The organism is Flavobacterium sp. (assembly GCF_036405015.1).
Taxonomy (GTDB): Bacteria; Bacteroidota; Bacteroidia; order Flavobacteriales; family Flavobacteriaceae; genus Flavobacterium.
On the sequence record NZ_DASWYK010000179.1, the window covers coordinates 20,174 to 44,298 of the forward strand.

The 24,125-nt window shown below is 33.8% G+C and carries 18 protein-coding genes and 1 tRNA gene; 8 read left to right on the forward strand and 11 right to left on the reverse strand.

Annotation, left to right across the window (positions count from 1 at the left end; genetic code table 11):
* Positions 1 to 78 precede the first annotated feature (78 nt).
* Both VGE71_RS14745 and VGE71_RS14750 read left to right on the forward strand, forming a co-directional pair.
* The gene (locus VGE71_RS14745; protein WP_331139016.1) at positions 79 to 1,392 is read left to right on the forward strand and encodes a hydroxymethylglutaryl-CoA reductase, degradative; all 1,314 of its coding nucleotides are present in this window, start codon (positions 79 to 81) and stop codon (positions 1,390 to 1,392) included.
* A gap of 82 nt (positions 1,393 to 1,474) precedes the next feature.
* Complete coding sequence (locus VGE71_RS14750; RefSeq protein ID WP_331139017.1) at positions 1,475 to 2,383, forward strand: GYDIA family GHMP kinase; 909 nt, start codon at positions 1,475 to 1,477, stop codon at positions 2,381 to 2,383.
* A 17-nt stretch (positions 2,384 to 2,400) separates the two neighbouring features.
* Here the strand turns inward: VGE71_RS14750 and VGE71_RS14755 are convergent, their stop codons facing one another.
* From VGE71_RS14755 to VGE71_RS14785, 7 genes are all read right to left on the reverse strand, one after another.
* Positions 2,401 to 2,802, reverse strand: coding sequence for a hypothetical protein (locus VGE71_RS14755; protein WP_331139018.1), 402 nt, complete (start codon positions 2,800 to 2,802; stop codon positions 2,401 to 2,403).
* Between the two features lie 308 nt (positions 2,803 to 3,110).
* Positions 3,111 to 5,210 carry a peptidylprolyl isomerase gene (locus VGE71_RS14760; protein ID WP_331139019.1) on the reverse strand — a complete coding sequence of 700 codons (2,100 nt, stop codon included), beginning with the start codon at positions 5,208 to 5,210 and terminating at the stop codon, positions 3,111 to 3,113.
* A 107-nt stretch (positions 5,211 to 5,317) separates the two neighbouring features.
* Positions 5,318 to 6,574 (reverse strand): hemolysin family protein, encoded by a 1,257-nt coding sequence (locus VGE71_RS14765; RefSeq protein ID WP_331139020.1) that lies wholly within the window; start codon positions 6,572 to 6,574, stop codon positions 5,318 to 5,320.
* A 2-nt stretch (positions 6,575 to 6,576) separates the two neighbouring features.
* The gene (locus tag VGE71_RS14770) at positions 6,577 to 6,771 is read right to left on the reverse strand and encodes a hypothetical protein (RefSeq protein ID WP_331139021.1); all 195 of its coding nucleotides are present in this window, start codon (positions 6,769 to 6,771) and stop codon (positions 6,577 to 6,579) included.
* Between the two features lie 7 nt (positions 6,772 to 6,778).
* The gene (gene lptC / locus VGE71_RS14775; protein WP_331139022.1) at positions 6,779 to 7,333 is read right to left on the reverse strand and encodes an LPS export ABC transporter periplasmic protein LptC; all 555 of its coding nucleotides are present in this window, start codon (positions 7,331 to 7,333) and stop codon (positions 6,779 to 6,781) included.
* A 51-nt stretch (positions 7,334 to 7,384) separates the two neighbouring features.
* A complete protein-coding gene (locus VGE71_RS14780) occupies positions 7,385 to 8,614 on the reverse strand; it encodes a hypothetical protein (protein WP_331139023.1) in 1,230 nt (409 codons plus the stop codon).
* Positions 8,607 to 9,341 carry a type III pantothenate kinase gene (locus VGE71_RS14785; protein WP_331139024.1) on the reverse strand — a complete coding sequence of 245 codons (735 nt, stop codon included), beginning with the start codon at positions 9,339 to 9,341 and terminating at the stop codon, positions 8,607 to 8,609. Before VGE71_RS14785 ends, VGE71_RS14780 begins: the two co-directional genes overlap by 8 nt.
* Before the next feature lie 103 nt (positions 9,342 to 9,444).
* Between VGE71_RS14785 and VGE71_RS14790 the strand changes: the two genes are divergently transcribed.
* From VGE71_RS14790 to VGE71_RS14800, 3 genes are all read left to right on the forward strand, one after another.
* Positions 9,445 to 9,517 (forward strand) — tRNA-Phe (locus tag VGE71_RS14790).
* Between the two features lie 574 nt (positions 9,518 to 10,091).
* A complete protein-coding gene (locus tag VGE71_RS14795) occupies positions 10,092 to 11,585 on the forward strand; it encodes an MFS transporter (protein WP_331139025.1) in 1,494 nt (497 codons plus the stop codon).
* A gap of 10 nt (positions 11,586 to 11,595) precedes the next feature.
* A complete protein-coding gene (locus tag VGE71_RS14800; protein WP_144215694.1) occupies positions 11,596 to 11,820 on the forward strand; it encodes a DUF6814 family protein in 225 nt (74 codons plus the stop codon).
* A 110-nt stretch (positions 11,821 to 11,930) separates the two neighbouring features.
* Here the strand turns inward: VGE71_RS14800 and VGE71_RS14805 are convergent, their stop codons facing one another.
* The 4 genes from VGE71_RS14805 to VGE71_RS14820 all read right to left on the reverse strand — a co-directional run bounded on the left by VGE71_RS14805 (position 11,931) and on the right by VGE71_RS14820 (position 20,626).
* Positions 11,931 to 14,804, reverse strand: coding sequence for an alpha-amylase family glycosyl hydrolase (locus tag VGE71_RS14805; protein ID WP_331139026.1), 2,874 nt, complete (start codon positions 14,802 to 14,804; stop codon positions 11,931 to 11,933).
* Positions 14,805 to 14,888: 84 nt separating this feature from the next.
* A complete protein-coding gene (locus VGE71_RS14810) occupies positions 14,889 to 15,986 on the reverse strand; it encodes a SusE domain-containing protein (protein WP_331139027.1) in 1,098 nt (365 codons plus the stop codon).
* An 18-nt stretch (positions 15,987 to 16,004) separates the two neighbouring features.
* Positions 16,005 to 17,609 (reverse strand): RagB/SusD family nutrient uptake outer membrane protein, encoded by a 1,605-nt coding sequence (locus tag VGE71_RS14815; RefSeq protein WP_331139028.1) that lies wholly within the window; start codon positions 17,607 to 17,609, stop codon positions 16,005 to 16,007.
* 35 nt (positions 17,610 to 17,644) lie between these two features.
* Positions 17,645 to 20,626: a TonB-dependent receptor gene (locus VGE71_RS14820; protein ID WP_331139029.1), complete on the reverse strand. Its 2,982-nt coding sequence runs from the start codon at positions 20,624 to 20,626 to the stop codon at positions 17,645 to 17,647.
* A 235-nt stretch (positions 20,627 to 20,861) separates the two neighbouring features.
* Between VGE71_RS14820 and VGE71_RS14825 the strand changes: the two genes are divergently transcribed.
* The 3 genes from VGE71_RS14825 to pgmB all read left to right on the forward strand — a co-directional run bounded on the left by VGE71_RS14825 (position 20,862) and on the right by pgmB (position 24,102).
* Positions 20,862 to 21,893: a LacI family DNA-binding transcriptional regulator gene (locus VGE71_RS14825; protein WP_331139030.1), complete on the forward strand. Its 1,032-nt coding sequence runs from the start codon at positions 20,862 to 20,864 to the stop codon at positions 21,891 to 21,893.
* A 173-nt stretch (positions 21,894 to 22,066) separates the two neighbouring features.
* Complete coding sequence (locus tag VGE71_RS14830; protein ID WP_331139031.1) at positions 22,067 to 23,422, forward strand: MFS transporter; 1,356 nt, start codon at positions 22,067 to 22,069, stop codon at positions 23,420 to 23,422.
* Between the two features lie 23 nt (positions 23,423 to 23,445).
* Complete coding sequence (pgmB, locus tag VGE71_RS14835; RefSeq protein WP_331139032.1) at positions 23,446 to 24,102, forward strand: beta-phosphoglucomutase; 657 nt, start codon at positions 23,446 to 23,448, stop codon at positions 24,100 to 24,102.
* Positions 24,103 to 24,125: the final 23 nt, after the last annotated feature.

A 24,125-nucleotide genomic window follows, 5' to 3' on the forward strand; every position in this document is an offset into this window, starting at 1 on the left:
CTCATTTTTGAAATACATTTTAAACAAAACTCTTAAAATGGTATATTTGCAGCAACATTATTATTTAATATACTGAGAATGAACAACGCTGTTGCCGGATTTTCTAAATTATCCAAAAAAGAAAAAATTAACTGGATTGCAAATGAATATTTTTCGAACCCCGAAGAGGTGAAAAATATTATAAGAAATTACTGGAATTCAGACGAAAAGCTTCAGCAATTGCATGACGAATTTATCGAAAACACCATTACAAACCTTTATATCCCACTTGGAGTTGCTCCCAACTTTTTAATCAACGGAAAATACAAAACTATTCCGATGGCAATTGAGGAGAGTTCTGTGGTTGCCGCAGCCTCTAAAGCAGCAAAATATTGGTCTACAAGAGGTGGTTTTAAGACAACGATTATCAATACCGAAAAAATAGGTCAGGTTCATTTTATTTACAGTGGAGATGCCGAAAAACTAAAAAGCTTTTTTGATGAAATAAAACCTAAATTCTTTTCAGAAACACAAAACATCACCAAGAATATGCAACAACGCGGCGGTGGTATTTTAGATGTTAAATTAAAAGACAAAAGAAGTTTACTTGAAAACTATTATCAGCTACATGCTACTTTTGAAACGAAAGACAGCATGGGAGCCAATTTCATAAATTCTTGCTTAGAACAATTTGCTACTACTTTAAAAGAAGAAGCTCAAAATTCTGATTTATGTCAAAATGATGAAAAACTCGAAGTCATTATGAGTATTTTATCTAATTATGTTCCCAACTGTTTGGTTAGAGCTGAAGTTTCTTGTCCAGTTGAAGAATTGACAGAAAAACATATTACAAACCCACAGGATTTTGCTGAACGTTTTGTGCAAGCTGTTCAAATTGCCGAAGTTGAACCTTTTAGAGCCGTTACCCATAATAAAGGTATAATGAATGGTGTTGATGCCGTAATTCTGGCAACCGGAAACGATTTCAGAGCTGTAGAAGCTGGTGTTCATGCCTATGCTTCTAAAAACGGACAATACGCTAGTTTATCTCACGCCAAAATCGAAAACGGAATTTTCACTTTCTGGCTTGAAATTCCATTGGCATTAGGAACAGTTGGCGGTTTAACTTCTTTACATCCTTTGGTAAAATTATGTTTAGATATTTTGGAGAAACCTTCTGCTCAGGAATTAATGGAAATTGTTGCCGTTGCAGGTTTAGCACAAAATTTTGCCGCATTACGATCTCTTACGACAACCGGAATTCAGGAAGGTCATATGAAAATGCACCTTAACAACATCATTAATCAATTTGAAGCTACCGATGAAGAGCGTCATTTAATTAAAACGCATTTCAAAAAAACAGCTGTTTCTCACAGCGCTGTGGTAGACTTTATTGAGAACTTAAGAAAATAAACAATCCCGTAAATTCCAATATTTTAAATTCCAAATTTCAATGTTGGAATTGAAAATATTGGAATTGAAATTTTAGAATAATATGTCAACAACTTTTTACAGTAACGGAAAACTTTTTATTGCAGGAGAATATCTCGTTTTAGATGGAGCAGAAGCTTTTGCGCTGCCAACAAAATTTGGTCAGGATTTAGTTATTGAAGATCTTGAAAACAATAAAATCGAATGGAAAAGCTATGATTCTAATAAGCATTTATGGTTCGAAGAAATTTTTTCATTTGACGAAGTTAAAAAAGATTCAGACTCGAAAGTCGATACTGTAAAATCTACCCTAATCAATATTTTGCATGAAGCTTACAAACTTAATCCAAAATTCATTGACAATTCAAATGGTTACAAAGTAAGTACTCATTTAAGTTTTCCAAGAAATTGGGGTCTGGGAACTTCTTCTACACTAATCAATAATATTGCACAATGGGCAGAGGTTAATGCTTTTACATTATTGAATAATAGTTTCGGAGGAAGCGGTTATGACATTGCCTGCGCACAGAACAATACTCCGGTTTTGTATCAAATAAAAGACAATGTTGTCAAACAGGTTGAATTTAACCCTGATTTTAAAGATCATATTTACTTTGTTTATTTAAATAAAAAGCAAAATAGCAAATCTGCGATTTATGCTTACAACAACAATAAAAACCATCATTTGGCTCAAAGTGTTGCCGAAAACAATAAAATCACACATGCCATTCTCAACGCAAAAACCTTAAAAGAATTCGCATCGGCGGTACAAAAACACGAAATTCACCTGAGCAATATTCTAGAAATGCAAACCATAAAAGAGGCTGTTTTTCCAGATTTTAATGGTGTAATTAAAAGTCTTGGTGCGTGGGGAGGCGATTTTGTAATGGTCGTTTCTAAAGAAAATCCAACAGAGTATTTTGTCAAAAAAGGATATGAAACGATCTTAAGCTATCAAGAAATGATTTTATAATAAAATCCGTAATGAAATTAGAAATTAATCTTCTTCTTTTTAGCCGGTTTTATATCTAAACGCCTTACTGTCTGATCTTGTTCGTTTGATTCTATTAGTCTGTTATGCAGACGTTCAGCCATTTTTTCAATGCTGTTTGTAATAGAATCATAAACAAGTTCCATTCGGCGGTGTTTTTCTTCTTTTACAGCTCGTAAAACATCTTCAACAAAAAACTTGTCGTATTTCTCTGCTACAGAATCGCGAGTATTCGTTAACCTAATAACGTAATCGTTACTTAAGATCGTAACTTTAAAATGCTGTTCGTCGTTACTCAAATAATATTTTCCACCCAATTCATCTACATTGATGTCGGTACTGCTCACTTTTAAAAGCTCTGTGATGATCCCAAAAATATGACTTTCAATTTTGGTATACACTCTCGGCTTCTTTCTAAAAAATTTAAAAGTAGTAAACATTAAATATCTGATTATTAAAGCGAATTTTGTTTCTGGCGCATTTCGTCGGTTTTTTTATGGTGAAAAATACCGTTAAACGAGAAAAGCGAGCAAATTAACTGCAATAATTTGAATATCACAAATTTTTTAGATTAAATCTCTACTTTACCTACAGACTATCAAAAAATTAACTAAAAAATATTACAAAATAGAATTGTATAATTCAATAAAAAAAGAAACCCGAAACATCAAAAGACGTTTCGGGTTTTTATATTTTAAACTACTTGTTCTTAGTAATTGAACTGTAATCTGTTATCTTCAATTTTTGCATTGTTTTTCAATGCTGGTAATACTCTACTTGCATCATTTGCACTTTGAGCTTTTACTTTCTCTACATAAGCAGCATGATTAGCAATTGCAGGAGCTTTTACTGTTTTGATGTTTTTTACCACATAAACTCCAGTGTTTCCTTCAATTGGAGCAGAGATTTTATTAGCAGTTAAAGCAAATGCAGTACCTACAACTTTTGGCTCTTGCCCAACACCTCCAGGTAAAACCGGATTGTCTAAAGTTACATCTGCAGCTTGTTGAACAGCAACTCCAGCAGCTTTTGCAACAGCCTCAATGCTTGAACCTGTCATTTTAGCTTTTAAAATTTCAGCTTTTTTCTTGTTTTTTAAGATTGGTTCAACGTAAGGTCTTGCCATATCTACAGAAACTAAACCTGATTCATTTTCTCCTTTATACTGAGCGATAACGTGTCCGATGTTTGCAATTTCAAAACGCTTAACATCTCCTTTTCCAGTTTCTTTGTCAAATGCCCATCTTACGATGTTACGTTGATTTCCTAATGGACCAAAAGCTTCGTCCATAGCTTTAGCATTTACTACTGGAGCAACTTTTAAACCTAATTCTTTAGCTGAAGCATTGAAATCTTTATCAGCTGCTTGCATTTCGAATTTAGTAGCTAAAGTAAATACTTTATCAGAAGTAGCTTCAGAAGGCTCGATTTTTTGAGCGATTGTAGCTAAACGAATTCCGTCTTGTTTATCAGTAATTTTGATTACGTGAAATCCAAACGGAGTTTCAACTAAACCAATTTTTCCAATTCCGTTGTTGAATACAAAATCATTAAATGGTTTTACCATTTGACCTTGACCAAAATATCCTAAATCACCACCTTGTTGTGCAGATGAATCATCAGAACTTGTAAAAGCCAACATCATAAAACTATCTGGATTAGCCTGAACTTGAGCTAAAATTTCTTCAGCTTTAGCTTTAGCTTCTTCTTTAGTTCTTTTTTCTTTTTGGTTTGGAGTTTGAGATCCTTCGTAACCAATTAAGATATGACTTGCTTTTGCGTTAACACCAGCTTTAAATCCTAAAGATTTAGAAATTGCATAGTATCTTCCATAAACATATGGTCCGTAAATTGCTCCAGCAGGTAAGCTGAATAATTTATCAGCATCTACAGCTGGAAGGTTATTTTTAGCAACATAAGTTGAATCGTAAGGAACATCAGAATTTGAATTTACGAATTCAGCAATGTTAGTTGCATTTTTAAATCCTGGCAATGTATCGTTTTTACCTGTTTTTGCATTGTAAACAACACTTCCAGATAACAAAGCTGTTAATTTAGCTTTAATTTCAGCCTCATCTTCTTTAGAAGCTTTATCTTCAACTAAAACATATTGAATTTCACGAGTTGCATCCGCTTTGAATTTTTTCTCGTTTTTCTTCATATAATCAACAATATCAGAATCAGAGATTTTTACTTCACTGTCTTTGATAGAAGAATAAGGAGCTGCAGCATAAGCAAAGTTTACTTTGTTTGCTTCCATCTCGTACTTTAATTTTCCTTCACTAGCAGTTGTGTAAAGTCCTGACTTAATTAAAGTACTGTAGATTTGAAATTTAGCATTTAATTCTGCATCTTTTTCTTTTTCAGTAATATATTGTTTCGCTTCTGGATTAGAGTTGAAGTAATCTTTAAATTTTACTTCATCAAAAATACCTGCAGCATTTAAAAACATTGGGTTTTTACCAATATTTGGATCTGATTTTAAAACTTCAAGTAAGTGTTTTTGACCAACTCTCAATCCTAATTTCTCAAATTGAGAAGACAATAAAGCGATTGAAACTTCTTGATCCCAAACTCTGTTTGCAGCTTCAGTGGAAGTTATACCTTGCCCACTTTTTTCAAGATTACTAACTTTAATTCTAAAGTCTTCAAATGAAATATCTTTTCCGTCGATGCTTCCTACATCTTTTGAACTTTGACTAAATGTTCCTTTACCGATTAGATCTTGTATTATAAATGCAAATAATGCAAGTGCAATAACTCCTATCAATAAAGCGGAACGCTGTCTAATTTTTGCTAAAACTGCCATTTTATTATCGTTAATTTTATATTCAGTTTGCGAAAATACAATTATCTAGTTAATAACAATACAACTAGCGTTTTATTTTACACATTTTTTTTCATTAATTTAAAAAATCAATCTTTAATTGTCAATTTGACTAGTTCTATTTTCTTATTTGAAGCTTCTTTTATAAAAAAATGATACTTATCTATTACAATTTTATCTCCTTTTTGAGGGATTTCTTTAGTATGATTGACAATAAAACCTCCTAATGTACCATACGAATCTTCTTCTGGAATCATCAATTTATAGGTTTCATTTAAATACTCTACATCTAATCGTGTCGAAAACAGATATTTGCCGTCGCTTATTACTTCTTCAATCAATTCTTCGTCTAAATCGTGCTCGTCTTCTATTTCTCCAAAAAGCTCTTCAACTATATCTTCAATTGTGATAATTCCTGAAGTTCCTCCATATTCATCTAAAACGACCGCAACATTTTTACGTTTTTTTATCAATAAGTTCAAAACATCTTTTATCAAAATAGTTTCAGGAACAAATTCGACAGTCATCAATACTGATTTTATGGTCGATGGTTTTTTGAACAAATCAAACGAATGCACGTATCCCACGATATCGTCTAAAGAATTCTGGCTTATGATGATTTTAGAATATCCTGTTTCAATAAACATTGCTTTAAGATCATCAACGGTATCAAACAAATCAATATCTACAATTTCCGTTCTTGGCGTCATGATATCACGGGCTTTTACAGCAGAAAATTCTAGTGCATTTTGAAAAATTTGAATTTCAGAATCTACTTCTTCATCTTCTTCAACTGTACTCATTTGCTCGGTAATATAATTTCCGAGTTCAATTCTGCTAAATAAATGAATCTGACTTCCTTCAGTCTTAAAAAATTTACTGAGCACAAAGTCAGCAATCCAAATAAAGAATGAAGAGATGTAGTAAAATAATCGGTAAAATAAATACGCAGGAAGCGCCAAAATTTTAATTAATGAATTGGCATAAATCTGAAAAAACACTTTAGGAAAGAACTCCGAAGTCAACAAAACAATAAAAGTTGCTAGAAGAGTCTGAATGAGAATGTCCCACCAATCGGTAAAAGCCAAACCAAAATGGGTCATCCAACTTAAAATCAGATCGCCCATAAAAAAACCGTAAATCACCAAAGCTACGTTGTTACCAATCAGCATGGCAGCAATAAATTTGGATGGATTTTCGGTAAGTTTAGTTAAGATTCTAGACAAGAAATCGTCTTGTTTCTTTTCTATTTCAAGGTAAATTTTGTTTGCGGAAATAAAAGCTATTTCCATTCCAGAAAAAAAGGCTGCTAGTATTAAACATATTATTATAATACTAATTTCCATTTTTATTGGTTTTTGTTACGATTATTTTGCTTATTGATAAATCGTCTCCTAAAGAAAAACATAAAAGCCGACATTCCCGCAATTACAAAGTAGAAAGGGTAACTTTCATCACCTTCATTGAGTTTCACTATAGCATCGTAAGTAAAAAAAAGCGCTATAATAATGTAAACGTATTGTGTATATTTTAAATATCCCATAATCTTATTATTCTTCGTCTGATTCAATTTCACCGCTTATTCGCTGCGAATTAATCACTTTAAAATCTTTACTAAAATCTATTCCCTGACCATGAGAAATACCTTTGGCATCTGTCAGTTTAAATTTTCTCTCAGTATAAAACCATTCATTTTTCTGATCGAAATACAATTGTTCTGTTTCTAAAACTTGGCCTGCTTCTGAGGTAATTTTCACTTTACCAATCAGGTCAATTATTTGCGTAGGCTTATACGAAACAGCATAATTTGCTTTTACAAAAGTACGTTTTTGTTTTTTATCGTATAAAGTAACATCTATCCCTTTTGGGAATTCTGTAAAAGGAAAATCAAGATTAGAATAGTCCAGCATTTTAGGACTTATCAAAACGCCTGTTATACGCCCGGAGTCTGTATACTTAATATTAATTGTATCTGCATCACTTCCTGGCACAAACTCAGAGAAGTTAATTTTCTGAACTTCTTTAAAATTACTTTCGCATCCAAAAAATAGTGTCACAGCAAAAACTGTGACAACTAGCAGACTATATCTCTTTGGTAAATTCATTTGCCAAATGTAGTAAATTGTAATGAGCTTAGAAAAGATAAAATATTATGTTTATTGGAATTTACTCTTCACGAACCATTTGTCATTGAAAGAGAAACTTAAACTAAAATTAACGTAATTCTCTTGTACTAAATTGGAAGAAACAGTTCCTCGCTTTCCAAATTCGATTCCAAAATTGACATTTGAAAAAGATCCTGGAATTGGAATTCCTGCTCCAAGACTCATTCCGATATCTTTAATTGATTCATTATTGACTATTAAACCAATTTTTTCATATTTCAAACCTGCTCTATAGGTAATTCTACTCATATAACTTGTAAAAGAGTTATAATTAGGCAAGTAATATCCACCTACAGCATATTTTGAATAGCTTTCGTAACTTACATTTTCAGCAGAATTATAATAATTTGCTAATTGTCCTGCTCCCTGAAAAGTCATATTTGCTCCAACAAGCCATTTTCTTGCTTCTCCAAGTCCTAAGCCAATACTTAATTTATTAGGAAGTTTTAAATCAGTTGAATTTGCTGGATATGCATAAGGATCTGGATCGCCCTGAACCGAAATTACTCTAGTATTATCTGAGCTCAAATTACTAGCAAATGAATAACTCAAGCTAGAAAACAAACTCATTTTCTTATATACTTTTTTCTGGTACATTGTACCGATACTAAAACCCATTCCAGATATTTCAGAAGTATTCACCTCTGCTGTACCATTATCTACTCCCGTAATCCCTTCTACGCTAGTTGTTGTGATTTTACCAAAATTATATTGTGCATCTACCCCAATATTCCAGTTCTTTGTGATTTTATAACCTAATCCAAAGTATACTTTATTTACTCCTCCTTTTCCATCAAGCTGTGAACTGGTTGCTCCTTCTGTTGCTGAATTATCATTACGAATTTTGTATCCCACTGAAGAAACAGGTATCAAACCAAATGAAGCACCAAATTTCCCCATCGGAATTCCTAATGCTAAATAATCAAAAGTAGTACGCTGTGCTTTTTCTGATTGAGAACTTGTTTTTAAATTAGAAGTAGCAAATGTTCCTCCAACTGTAAAAGTCGTTTGCATTAAGCTGGCGTAACTTGCCGGATTTTCCAAATTTAAGTGAATCGAATCCTGCTCCACAGCAACCCCTGCCATCATTCTGTTTTCAAGAGTTCCCTTGAATCTCGCATCTCCTATTCCGAAAAAAGAATAAGGTGAAGCAGTACCTTGTTGAGCGAATGAAACGAATGATATAAGCAAACAAGCGCTTATTAATACTTTTTTAATCATTGTCGATTTTATATTGATATGTTTGGTTCAAACTCTCTAGAAGGAAATTTGAATTGGCAAATATGGTATTTTTTAATCGTTTAGCCAAAAAATCTGCATCGCCTCCCGTTAAAATTATGATAAAATTTGAAAAGTCCCTGCGATAATCATCGATAAAACCGTCAATCTCATAGACGAAACCGTTGACAACCCCAGAATGTATGGCTTGTGCAGTTGAGTTTCCAATATAATCATTAGGTGTCTCTAATGTGAGTAACGGCAGTCTGGCTGTAAAATTATGCAATGATTCATAACGCAAACGAAGCCCTGGAGAGATCGCTCCTCCCAAATAATTGTCATTTTCGTCGATAAAATCGTAGGTAATACAGGTTCCGGCATCAATTACCAATCTGTTTTGTTTTGGAAATTGAAGAGTTGCTCCAGCCGCCAAAATCATACGATCTATTCCCAAAGTTTTTGGAGTTGCATATTTATTATGAAATGGAAAAACATCTTCGTGTGTAAAAAAATGAATTTTCAGTTGTTTTTCGAATGTTAAAAAAGATTGCTTTTCGATATTTCCAACCGATGCAACGACCAAATCGGAGCAATCTGGAAACTCATTTAAAATTTTTTTTATTTTTTCTTCAAGCTCTGTTTTCTCAAAAATAAAATTCTTCAGAGCAGTACTTCCCTCAAAGACAGATGCTTTAATTCGGGTATTTCCAACATCAACAGTTAAAACCATTTTACATTTTTGTTTCTGCGAAGATACGAATTGATTTTTTTTCTAAAATGTTTTGGAGAAACGGAAAATGATTCTATCTTTGCACCCGCAATACGCACAAAACGGTACCTTAGCTCAGATGGTAGAGCAATGGACTGAAAATCCATGTGTCCCTGGTTCGATCCCTGGAGGTACCACGAAACCCACTCAACTGAGTGGGTTTTTTGTTTTTTATACTTTTCTGTTTTTTAATTGTACTAATTTTTTTCTGCCACGAATTCACGAATTTCCTCTAATTAAATTCTTGCGTGAAATACTAGCAAAATAATTTCTCGGATTTTTAGTGCGTAAACTATAAAGCACATTGTTTTGTCATTTCGAGGAACGGGAAATCTTCGCGAGTAGCTCCTCATATTAATTCGTCAATCTTTGTAGAGTTACTTGTGAAGATTTCTCCCTGCGGTCGAAATGACAAAATGAAGATAAAACATTGTAAATACAGGAAAAAATTAGCGGAAATTAGTTGAATTCGTGGCAAAATAATTTCTCTTTTTTTTAAACCGCAAGGTTCGCAAAGCTATTTTAAACTTTGCGAACCTTGCGGTTTTTTCTTTGCGCTCTTTGCAGTTAAAGCTTTTTTAATTCAAAACAAAAAGTCAACAAATTAATAGTTTTTGTTAAAAAAGTATTGACTGAATAAAAAAATATCTTATATATTCGTAAAACTATATTTTTACCTTTCAATTATTAACAAGATCTCAAAGCAGTTTTATGAGCGAAACTTCTACTAAGGGCATTTGGAAAGTAATTTCGGCCTCTTCTATGGGTACCATGATCGAATGGTATGACTTTTACATCTTCGGCAGTCTGGCCGTTGTAATTTCTACAAAATTTTTCCCCAGTGACAATCCAACCGCAGCGTTTTTATCTACTTTAGCCACTTTTGCGGCTGGATTTGTGGTGCGTCCGTTTGGAGCTTTATTTTTTGGAAGACTTGGAGATATTATTGGCCGTAAATATACTTTTATGGCTACCTTATTATTAATGGGAGGTTCTACTTTTTTAATTGGCTGTATTCCGAGCTACGAAACAATTGGTTTTCTTGCTCCTTTATTAGTTTTAATTTTAAGATTACTTCAGGGACTTGCTCTTGGAGGTGAATATGGCGGCGCCGCAACTTATGTAGCAGAACATGCTCCAGCTGGACAAAAAGGTTACTGGACTTCCTGGATTCAAACTACGGCTACTGTTGGTTTGTTTATTTCATTAATGGTTATTCTTGCTACCAAAAGTATGCTTTCTCCAGAGGCTTTTGATTTATGGGGATGGCGTGTTCCTTTTTGGGTTTCGGTTGCCATGGTGGGGGTTTCTTATTTAATTAGAAAAAACATGGATGAATCTCCTGTTTTTGCCAAAGCTAAAAAAGAAGGAACAACAAGTACAAACCCATTAAAAGAGAGTTTTGGAAATCGATATAATTTAAAATTTGTTTTATTGGCTTTATTTGGAGCGACTATGGGTCAAGGAGTTGTCTGGTATACGGGACAATTTTATGCTATGAGTTTTATGAAAACGGTTATGAATGTTGATTCTTCTCAAGTAGATGAATTATTAGGAATTGCACTTCTGATCGGTACTCCATTTTTTATTATATTTGGATGGCTGAGTGATAAAATTGGACGTAAATATATTATGATGTTCGGAATGTTGCTGGCTATACTATTATACAGACCTATTTATAAGGCTATGTATGATACAACAGACATTAACAAGAAAACCGAAATTATTGAAAACCCCACCGTTTTAACTGAGAATACAGCTAACGGAGGCTCTGTAACTACGATTCAAAAAAAATATACAGATGGTACATCCGTGGTGGAGAAAAAAACGTACATAGGCAAAAAAGATGCTCAAACTAGTATTTCAGTAACAATTAATTCAAGTGATAAATGGACTTTAATCTTCTTCGTTTTTATTCAGGTACTATTTGTAACGATGGTTTATGGTCCGATTGCCGCTTTCTTAGTCGAAATGTTTCCAACTAAAATTAGATATACTTCTATGTCTTTACCTTATCATGTTGGAAACGGAATTTTTGGAGGTTTACTTCCTGCTATTTCTACTTATTTTGTATCACATGCCAAAACAGCTGGCAAAACCGATTTTTATCTTGACGGATTATGGTATCCTATTATTATTGCAGGAATCTGCTTTGTGATTGGAATGATTTATATTGACAACAAAAACGAAACTACTCACCTTTAAAATTTAAAAAATGAACAAAATCAAACAAGTTTTAGGGGCTTTATGGATTGCTTTAGCGGCGGCGGCGGCTTATTTCTGTGTATTTGAATTTGGCTTACCTAAACTACTTTCGGAACAACAGGACGATTTGGTATTTGGTGCAATTATTCTATTCATACTAACTCCGCTTATTGTTATGGGTTTAGGAACATTTGGGTATTATTCGCTTATTGGAGAATACAACAAAAAGAAATAAAGAAAAACAATCCACAAAAATTAGAAAAGGGCTGACTACAAATATGCAGAACAGCCCTTGTCGTTACTAACCTAACCAAATTTTTAATCTGTAACGATTTATTTTTATGTTTATCTCTTGATAAACTTCATGACCTGAATTTTATGATTTTCATCAGAAGCTTTCACGATATACAATCCGGTTTGTAATTCACTTACACCAAATTGAAAATCTGAAGAGGCATTAGAATTAAAGCTTTTTACCAATTGACCAGAAACCGAATAAATCTGAACTTTTGTAAAACCTGCATTTAAAGTAAAATAATCTGCTACAGGATTTGGATATAGACTAACTGAATTTCCTTTTTCAAAGTCTTCTATTGCCAAATTCGCAACCTTATTTCCATAAATTCTATATTCTCCTGCTGGCAGATTTACTGTCGCATTTACATCTGTTACGGCAATAGTGGTATTATCCATTAAATTGTACCAAGTTCCTGTATACGGAAAACCTGTTGCTACATTTTGTGCTGTAGTATCAAAATTAGCTAGGATCAAAACATCTTTTAACTGTTCTGAAGTTAAGCTGCTATTCGTTATTTTGATATTCAACGTTAATGAATTGGTATTTGGAATTGTTGAAGTTCCTGAAAAAACGGGTTCCGTCTTTTTGAGTGTAATCATTTTTGCCCAATCGTTGTAGATTTTATTACGATTAGAGTTTCCTAACCAATTGTTTACCCACTGAGGCTGCGGTTTTGTATCTAGTTTACAATCTCCTCCAATTGCATCGCCATCTGTGTTAACTGTATTATCATTACAAGTAAAAATAGAACTCTCCCAACCTAGTTCTCCAAAATGCCAAATCATTTTTGGTCCCGGAATTAATAATGAAACCGCACCAATTGCCGACATTCTTGATAAAGCTGTATTTAATGTTTTTACATTATAAGTACCATTTACAGCGCCATATTGTACATTTTTATACATTAAACGTTCTTCATCGTGACTTTCAGCATAACCTATTAAACGATTTGCCACAAATCCACGACTTGTACTTGACATTTTTGAAATATTGCTGTCTGAAGCATATCCCATCGATAATTGATTGTAAGGATTTGTCATTTTCCCCCACATCATAATTCCTTTGCTTGGCGTTTCTGTAACTTTATAATCTGCCCATTGTTTTTCTTCAGCATCTGTACCTAAATGTTCGAAAATAGTATAATGTGTTGGATCTAAACTCCAAGAATAATCGGCATACTTTTTCAAAACATCAACCCTGTCTTGTTGATAAGCATCTGTACAGGCATTATCTGAAGCGGTACAAGCTTGTGTAAATCCTTTGGTCAAATCCCATCTAAAACCATCAATTTTGTATTCTTGAATCCATTGTTTTATTACTCTTTCTACATAATATTGTGTTTTGGCAGACTGATGATTAAAATCTTCTCCAACATTATAACTGTGTTTAGCAACTGTATTAAAATATGGATTTTCTGCAGTCGGCGACCCAAAACCATCTCCGTCAGGATCATTCATCCACATTCTCACCATTGGATTTCTTCCAAAAGCATGATTTAAAGCAACATCAAGAATTACTGCTATTCCATTTTGATGACACAAATCGATAAATTCTTTTAATTTATCTGATGTTCCGTAAAATTTGTCTAATGCCATATGAAAGGAAGTATTGTAACCCCAGCTTTCATTGCCTTCAAATTCCATAACTGGCATCAATTCGATTGCATTTATTTTAAGATTTTTAAAATAATCTATTTTATCTATTAAACTCTGATAACTTCTACCTGCATCAAAATCACGAACCAAAACCTCATAAACTACTAACTTCTCTTTTTCAGGTTTTACAAAATTAGTTACCTGCCAATTATAAGGAGTTTGTCCTGTTTTTAAAACTGTCACTTCAAAACTTTGTCCTGCTGGATAAACTGGCATATTTGGGTATTTTACCGAAGGAATCGAAGGATCATCATAAGGAGACAAAACCAAAGTTGAATACGGATCTGCTGTTTTCACCATTTTAGGAGAATTAGCAATTGGCGCATTAGTTACAACCCAATATTGATAAGTATTATTTACACCAGAAACCAATCCTGTTAACTCCAGCCAGAATTTTCCAGAAACCGGATCTTTTTTCATTGCATAAGCAGATGTTGGCTGCCAGTTATTGAAACTTCCTGCAACATAAACGAAATCTTTTAGTGGTGCGTCTAAAACCAAAGTTGCTTTTGTAACATCACTTGAATTATAATTGATTCCGTCAACCAATCCTGTCGGCATGGCCTGAGAAACTGTATTTGGATTTACAACTACCGCAAACTTTTTAGAAATTGTAGTAGTTCCCTGAGTCACTATCAATTCATAATTTTGATTTCCCGTGATATTAGCATGATTGTAAGAATAGCTGGAAGTACTTGCGTTTGTATTTATTGTTATTCCGTTTGATTTTAAAGCATAACTCGCTACTCCATTTGTATTTGTTGCAGCAATATTAAAACCAGAGCCCGAAGAAATAATTGAAGTACTATTTTCTGTTGGTGAAGTTAGCGAAACCTGAAAAGATCCGACTTCAACCACAATATCTTGTGATTGTTTACCCCCAGTTCCGTCTTTCGCTTTGATTAGAAATCCAATTCTTCCGATTCCGTTTCTATTAAAATATACCGACGGAGTAAATGATTTTGTATAGGTATCTGTTCCTGCATTATAAGTAAATTTAGCCGCTTCATTTGATGCGGTCCATGAACCGTTCGAAGGAGAATCCATTTGGTTCGTATCATTTACATCATAAGACCAAGACCAAAGATAAAGTGCATTTCCTGTTACACCCCAACTACTTTCATTAATACTATTTCCGTTAATTGTAATCGTGATAGGTGTGGTATCTTCAAATGTTGATGGATTTATAGAATAAGTTACTGTCTGTACCTGGGCAAAAACAGTTACTGCCATCAACAAAAAAATTGATAGTAAAGTTTTTTTCATAATCAGTGTGGTTATTTGATTAGTAAGTTTGATTAAAAAAGGGCTATCAGCAGATAGCCCTTTTTCAGTTATTAACTGAAGTTTTTATTGATTTGGAATCATCAAATAACTTCCGTCTAAATCATTGAAATAAATTACATATTTAGATTTTGCCACAGGAATATTATCTCCTGTACCTCCTCCTGAGAAAGGAGTATTTCCTCCCCAAGAAACATCCCAAGCATCATTTGCTCTGAATTTCATCCCACCATCATTTAGAGAAGTAACACCCAAAGTCCAAGCGTGTGCATTAAAAGTTGATTTCATCATTGGTGTTGATGCATCCCATCCTTTAGCAGTTGCATCTCCAATAATACCTATCTTATCTTTATCATAAGTTGGCGCTGTAGCTCCTGCTGCATAAGCTTTTAAAGTATAAACTAGAGTTGTAGTATTAAACTCAAAAGTATAATACCCATCTGTTGGAATAGTAAATTCACCAGCATTATCTTTAATCTCAATTGAAGTATCACTAGCTTTACCTAATTGAGAAGCCCAGCTTCCTTTTTCAGAAATTAGCTTAAAGTTACCTGCTTTAAAAAATCCTACAAACTTATATGCATCAGCTTTTTTTCCGTTTCTAAACATTGGTTGGTGATTGGTATCAACATTGTTATCCCATCCTCCAACTACAGCTGCACCAATTAAGTACCAGTCAGTAAAGTCATAAGTAACTCTTCCTATATAAGGAGTAATACTAATTGTAATTAAATTTTTTCCAACTTGAGCAAAAGAACTCGCTACACTTGAAGCGATTCTTACATCATACATTGCAGAAACTTCTGGCTTTCCTCCAAGATCAATAGCTGCTTGGTTTAAACCTTTAACAAGGATTGAAGCTTCTGTGGCATTATTTACAGATGCAAGAGTTCTTGCAGCTTTAAAATCGCCTCCTTTTTTATCTATCAACAAAGTATATTTTACTGCAACATCTGCAGAATATCCAGCGGTTGACCAAGTAAATTTAGCAGCTTCTTTATCTGCCTCATTAACATCCAAAACATAATTTTGTCCTGTTGCTGGCGCAGTAATTTCTGGAGCTCCAGTAGTGTTAAGAATTGGTCTCTCGTCTACTGCATCAGCATTACATGATACTGCTAATACACCAACAAATGCGACTAAAATTTTATATATATTTTTCATTTTAAGTTCTATTAGAGATTAGTATCCTGGATTTTGCTTCAATGTAGGATTAGCCTGGATTGTTTTAGAAGGAATAGGCATTAAATCTCTATATGAGTCTGTTGCTATACCATCCATTGTACCGCCTTTCCATTGCCAAATTTTACTTCCTCCTGTGAATTTTCCAAAACGAATTAAATCTGTTCTTCTATGACATTCCCAGTACAATTCTCTTCCTCTTTCTGCCAAGATAAAATCAAGAGTTAAATCTGCACTTGAAATTGCAGTTGCTTCTGCTCTTCCTCTTATTTGATTGACATAACCTACTGCAGTAGCAATACTTCCCGTAGTAGCTCCTCTTACAACAGCCTCAGCATACATTAAGTAAGCATCAGATAAACGGAATACAGGAAAATCTGTATCAGGTATTTCAGCTCTTTGAGCTGGTGAACCATCAGATTTTTTATTGATATATTTAGTTACCGCATAGCCATCAGTAAATGTTGATATATTGGTAATATCTAGAGCCTGACCATCTGTATGGAACATTCCTCTTTTATCACCAGTAGCAGTTGCATCAGGGAAAAGAGCCACAAACTCTTTACGAGCTCTGGTACCATACCATCCTCCGTCCATACCTCGAGAAGCAGCGTCTATACTTCCTCCGATAGCAGCATGAATAATAAAACTCATTCCTCCACCAGTTGCACGAATAGCATTTCCATCACTGATAATTGGGAAGATAAACTCATTTTGAGCTCCATTTTTATCGTTATCTGCAGAGAATAAATAAGCATAAGGAACGTTTGCAAACGTATATCCTGAATTAATAATTTCACTACATAAAGTTGCTACTTCATTATTTCTTTCAGTTCCTGTATATACTTTAGAATTTAGATAAATTTGAGCCAATAAAAACTTAGCCGCTACTTTATCAACTCTACCATATTCATTTGATCTTGCATTTGCCAAACTACTATCTAAATCTTTCAATTCAGACTCTACAAAAGCAAAAACTTCTGCTCTTGTTTTTTGTTCTGGATAATAGAATCCAACTGGATCTTTCTCTGTAGTAATTGGCACATTACCAAACAAATCCATCAAGTTTACGTAAGAATAAGCTCTTAAGAAACGTGCCTCTGCTCTAAATGTAGCAATCTCAGCTTTTAAAGCAGCATCAACACCTCTTTCTGCCAATTTTTCGTCTGTTGTTTGTCTCAAAAACTCATTTGCCAAACTAATATGATAAGAAGCTCTTGAATAAGTTCCGTATAAAAACTCATTTACAGGCGACCAAGTTTGCATATTTAAGGTTGGTAAAGTTCCATCAGACCAAGCAATAACTGCTTCATCTGTAGGTAATTCTTGTGTTACGAAAAGTAAACGCAAGTAGCTACTAAAATCTCCGCTAAGACCTGAAATATCTGCTTGTCCATCTCCATCATTTCCTCCTACATATAGTCCAGCATATAATTTGGCTAAAACTTGTTTATATGATGCTGGATCTTCAAAAAAAGTATCTGATAAAAATTCATCATCATCTTTTGGGGTCACGTTTAAATCGTCAGTACACGAAGTAAGCGTCATACTTATTCCTAAAATAAATAGGAAAAAATAAGATATATATTTAAATGATATTTTCATTTTGTGTGTTTTAAAATTTGTTTTTCAATGTACTATTAGAAACTTGCGTTTACTCCAAACAAGAATGTTCTTGCTCTCGGATATACGTTACCATCAATTCCGTTGAATTTCTCCGGATCTAACCCATCATATTTTGTAAGTACAAAAACGTTTTGAACACCAGCAGAGAATCTTAAAGAAACATCTTTCAATAATGATTTATCTAAAGTATATCCAAGAGTTACGTTATCCAATTTGATAAAAGAAGCATCTTTTACATAATAATTAGATAAATAACGTTGTGTTCCATTATCTTCAAAAACAAATCCAGTGTTTAAGTAATCTGAACTTACATTCGATAAGTCAGTTTGTCTTCTCAAACCTGCATCTGAGTATCCCATGTTAGAATTTACGTTGTCAAAAATGTAATTTCCTAAACTCGCTCTCCAGTTCATTGTGAAATCAAACTTTTTGTAGTTTAAAGATGAGAACAATCCAAATGTATAATCTGCCGCTGGTTTTTTATATTTGTAACGGTCATTAGCATCAATTTTACCATCTCCGTTTCTGTCTACATAAGCTCCAGCAATTGGTTTATGGTTAGAGTCATACAACTGCTCGTATACAAAAAATGAATTTGGAGCAGATCCAACTGTATTAATCAAAACTTTATTTCCATTTCCACCTTTAATGTTATCTCCTACTTCATAACCTTGAAAACCTTTAACAGTTTGACCTAAATTTTCAATTTTCTGATCTATGTAAGTAGCATTAACAGCTACATTCCAAGTTAAATTATCATTTTTAACAACATCCGATTGTAAACTTAATTCTAGACCTTTTGTTCTTAAATTACCAATATTATTATATCCTTGATTTCTTAAATTAGCACCATCTGGAACCAGTACATCAGCTAATAAATCAGATGATTTTTTATCAAAATAGTTAATAGATCCAGTAATTCTTTCGTTTAAGAATCCAAAATCAACCCCAATATTCATCTCCGACAATTCTTCCCATTTAATATTCGGGTTGTATCCTTCTGGTCTAGCAGTTCTGTAAACCACACCATTAAATATATATTGAGTATTAACAGTACCAAGAGTTACTCTTCTTAAATAATCGTACTGTGGTGGAATATCTTGCTGCCCTGTAGTACCATAACCAGCTCTTAATTTTAAACTAGAAAGCGTTTCATTATCTTTTAAGAAAGACTCTTCTGCTATATTCCATGCAAAAGCACCTCCCATAAAGTTACCCCATCTGTTTTCCTCAGAAAAACGTGAAGTTCCGTCTCTTCTATAATTTAATGTCAAAAGATATTTACTATCATACCCTAAATTCAAACGACCAAAGAACGATTGTAAATTGATATCTGGATCAGTGATAACATCTTCGTTTCTTGTAGCAGCAGGTTGTGTAAGCTCTCCGGACTGATATTTTTCTTTTTGGAACAACTGATAATTATAACCAGCAGTAGCATCCAATTTAAGTTTTCCTAAACTTTTAGTGTAAACAAAGTATGTATTCAAGTTTTTATTTTGAAGATCGTCTGTGTAGGTATTATTATTTCCTAAATTCACCCAATTTCCAGTACTAAAAGGATTTGGCTGATATCCTAAAGCACTTTGTGTACTTTGTCTATTGTACCCGCTGCTGTCGAATCTATCAATACCAGCTTCAGCAACAACTCTTAAATCTTCGAAAAAGTGGAATTTATAATCAATACTAATATTACCCCATTTTCTTGTAGATTTAGATCTTTTATCTTCTTGATTTATTCTTGCAACTGGGTTCTTAGCAGGTAATAATGCTAAGTTTCCATTTGGCTCCAACCATTCAAAATATCCTCCGTAACGAGAACCTGCCTGATAAGGAGACTGCGTAGGATCAAAACTAATAGCAGAACCAATAACTGCATCTTCATCCTGAAATTGATTTTTACTGAAAGATAAATTTCCGCTAATATCAATTTTTAAGTGATTGTCAAATAATACTGGGTTTAACGATATCGATGTCGTAGTTCTTTCAAAAGAAGTATTTCTTAAGATTCCAGGATTATCAACATTTCCAACAGATAAACGTACAGGTAATTTATTAAATAAAGCACCGCTTACAGAGATATTGTTATTGGTTGTAAGAGCGGTATGAAAGATTTCATCCTGCCAATTCGTGCTTGCAGTTCCCATTAATGCTTTTTGAGCATCGCTTCCTTTTGTGTTTACAAAATTACGGAATTGATCTGCGCTCAAAACGTCAACTGTATTAGCAACTGTATTAACACCTACTTGAGAGCTGAAATTAACTTTTACACCACCTTTAGTTCCTTTTTTAGTGGTAATTACAATTACACCATTTGCTGCACGAGAACCATAAATAGCTGCTGCAGAAGCATCTTTAAGAACTGTAAAAGACTCAATATCGTTAGGATCAATTGTAGACAAGATACTTGTAGCACCACTTGGAACAGCGTTGCTTAACGGAAGTCCGTCTAAGATAATCAATGGATCGTTTGATGCACTTAATGAAGATCCTCCACGAATTCTAATATCTGCTTTTGCACCTGGAGCTCCTCCTCCAACAACGTTAACACCAGCAATACGTCCGCCGATTAAACTTTCCGGAGTTACGTTGATACCTTTGTTAAATTCTTTTGCTGAGATTTGAGAAACAGATCCTGTTGCGTCTTTTTTCTTAACAGTACCGTATCCTACTTGCACTACAACTTCTTGCAGTTGATTCGTATCTTCTTCTAACGATACAGCTAAGTTTTTTTGACCATTAAACACTATAGTCGATGTTTTGTATCCAATAAATGAAACCAGAATTTTGTCTCCATTTTTTAGATTAGGCAATTGAAATTTACCATCAAAATCAGTAGAGGTACCTCCAACAGCACCTTGTACGTTTACATTTACTCCTGGTATTGGCTGACCCGTGGCAAGATCAGTTACTGTTCCATTTAAAGTGCTTTGAGCGAACACAGTAAACGGAAGAAGTAGGAATAAAAATAACAACTTTTTGTAAATTGTTTTCATACTTTTTGTTTAAATTAGTTTGAGTTTGTGAATGTTAGTTAAGTCTTTAATTTTACTTCGAATTTCAAAATTATGAATTTATTAACATGCTCAACCAGAGACAATTTTTATTGCTTTACGAAAACGTGGTAGTGTTGAAAACTTTCTATTTTTTGTAATCTTTTAGCGTTAAAATTGCAAATACAAAAATTATTATACACCTTTATTATTAATTAGATTTTTTTCATTTACTATCATGAAACGTAAAATAACCCTAAAACAGATTGCAAAGGAACTTGACGTCTCTATTTCAACTGTCTCAAAATCACTTCGAAACAGTCTTGAAATTGGAGAAGAAACCAGAGAAAAAGTTCAGGCTTTTGCGAAGTTTTATAACTACAAACCCAACAACATTGCTCTTAGTTTAAAAAACCGAAAAACCAAGAGTATTGGCATCATTATTCCCGAAATTGTACACTACTTTTTCTCTACTGTAATCAACGGAATTGAGCAAGTTGCAAACGAATACGGCTATAGTGTCGTTATCTGTGTTTCTGATGATTCTTTTGATAAAGAAGTCTTAAATATGGAGATGTTGGCCAACGGAAGCATCGACGGATTTATCATGTCTCTTTCTAAAGAAACACAGTTTAAAGGAGACTTTCATCATATCACCGAAGTAATCAATCAAGGAATGCCTGTTGTCATGTTTGACCGCGTTACAAACGACATTTTATGCGATAAAGTCATTATTGATGACAAAGCCGCTGCTTATGAAGCCGTTCAGAGTTTGATTGATAATGGACGAAAAAAAATCGCTTTGGTCACTACAGTCGATTATGTAAGTGTTGGAAAACTGAGAACTGACGGTTACGAAAAAGCATTATTAGACAACGGATTACCTTTTAATGAAGATTTAATTATCAAAATTGAAGATGTCGATACTTGCGAAATTACCATCAGTCAACTTTTGCACGATAGAGCTTTTGATGCTGTTTTTGCCGTAAATGAGCTTTTTGCCGTAACTATTATCAAAACCGCAGCAAAAATGGGACTAAAAGTTCCTGAAGATTTAGCTGTAATTGCTTTTACAGACGGAATTATCTCAAAATACTCAACTCCAACCATTACAACTGTAAGTCAGAGTGGCGAAAAAATGGGAAATAAAGCGGCTAAAATGCTTATTGAACGCATAGAAGCCGAAGAAGAAGAGGATGAAGAACATACCGAAAACTACATCACAGAAGTTATTGAGACTCATTTAATAAAAAGAGAATCTACTGACTAATTTTCTTAAAATCAATACATTCTAAAGCCATAATTTATTTTTATGGCTTTTTTATTAGCATATATAAAAAAATAATTTATACTTTTACGGCCGTCAAGGCTTTTAGTTTTACTTCGAAAAGAACAAAGTTTTGATAAGCAAGGCGCTTATCGTATAATTTTCAAATTACGATAATGGAAAAGCGTAAATTAAGTTTCTGGGAAATTTGGAACATGAGTTTCGGTTTCTTAGGAATACAAATGGGATTCGCACTTCAAAATGCAAATGCCAGCAGAATTCTTCAAATTTTTGGTGCAGATGTACATGAACTTTCGTGGTTCTGGATTATTGCTCCCTTAATGGGATTAATAGTGCAGCCTATTATTGGTCATTACAGCGATAAAACCTGGGGAAGATTCGGCAGACGAAAACCTTTCTTTTTAGTGGGAGCCGTTTTAGCTTCTGTGGGATTAATTTTAATGCCGCAAGCTAACATTTTCATTTCTGTTTTACCAGCTTTATGGGTTGGAGCCGGAATGTTAATGATCATGGACGCTTCTTTCAACATTGCTATGGAACCTTTCCGTGCGCTTGTTGGAGATAATTTAAGAACCGATCAGCGTACTGCAGGATTTAGTATCCAAACTTCATTAATTGGTTTTGGAGCCGTAATTGGTTCAGCGCTTCCGTACATTTTAACGAAATATTTTGGCGTGCCAAACAGCACGGTTCCAGGAAGTGTTCCGTTAAATTTGACTTTATCGTTTATTATTGGTGCGGCAGTTTTAATTGGTTCCATCTTAGTAACCTTATTCACAACCAAAGAATATTCACCTGACGAATTGGCAAAATTTGAAGATCCACAAAATGAGGTGGTTTCTGATTCTGAAGAAAAATCAAAAATCACAGACATCTTTACAGATTTTGCAAAAATGCCAACCACAATGCGTCAGCTTAGCTGGGTGCAATTTTTTTCTTGGTTTGGATTATTCGGAATGTGGGTTTTTACAACGCCAGCCATCGCGCATCATATTTACGGATTACCATTAGAGGACACTTCTAGCCAGCAATATCAAGACGCTGGAGACTGGGTCGGAATTCTATTTGGTGTTTACAACTTAGTTTCTGCTATTGTCGCTTTGTTTTTCTTACCCTACATCGCAAAAAAAATCGGTCGAAAAGCAACACATTCACTTTCATTGGTTATTGGTGGAATTGGTTTAATCTCCATTTATTTCATGCCAAATGAAAATTGGGTTGTGCTACCGATGATTTTAATCGGAATTGCTTGGGCTAGTATTTTGGCCATGCCATATGCAATTCTTGCTGGATCTATAACACCTAAAAAAATGGGTGTTTACATGGGAATCTTCAACTTCTTTGTAGTTATACCACAAATTGTAAATGCGTTAATCGGAGGCCCAATTGTAAAATATCTTTACAACGGAGATGCCATTTATGCTTTGGTGACAAGCGGTGTCAGCTTTTTAATTGCTGCAGCTTTAGTTTCTAAAGTAAAAGACGTAGACGACTTTTCTCAAAAATCATAATTAAGAATAATTTTTCCCTCAAAATGAACAAAAAGGCATTTATATTCGACCTTGACGGCGTAATTGTAGACACCGCCAAATACCACTTTTTGGCCTGGCAAAAAATCGCTCAGTCATTAAATATAAATTTTACACACGAAGACAACGAACTTTTAAAAGGTGTAAGCCGAGTTCGTTCGTTAGACATTATACTTGGATTAGGCAATGTTGAAGCTTCTCAGGAAGACAAAGACAAATGGCTGATTCAAAAAAACGAAGATTATTTATCTTATTTAGTTGACATGGATGAAAGTGAGATTCTTCCAGGAGTTTTTAAAATTCTTCAACTATTAAAAGATCAAAATCAAGGAATTGCACTAGGTTCTGCTAGTAAAAATGCAAGACCAATTTTAGAAAAAACGGGAATCATCTCTTACTTCGATGTTATTGTTGACGGAAACGACGTTACCAATGCAAAACCAGATCCCGAAGTTTTCTTAAAAGCGGCTCAATTATTAAATATTGATCCAAAAAATGCAATTGTATTTGAAGATTCTGTTGCCGGAATTCAGGCAGCAAATATCGCAGACATGGTAAGTGTTGGAATTGGTGAGGAAACAATTTTGCATGAGGCTGATTTCATTTTTAAAGATTTCACTGTAATGGATGAAAACTTTATCGAATCATTAATCACAAAATAAAAATCAATCATAAAGCAATCAAT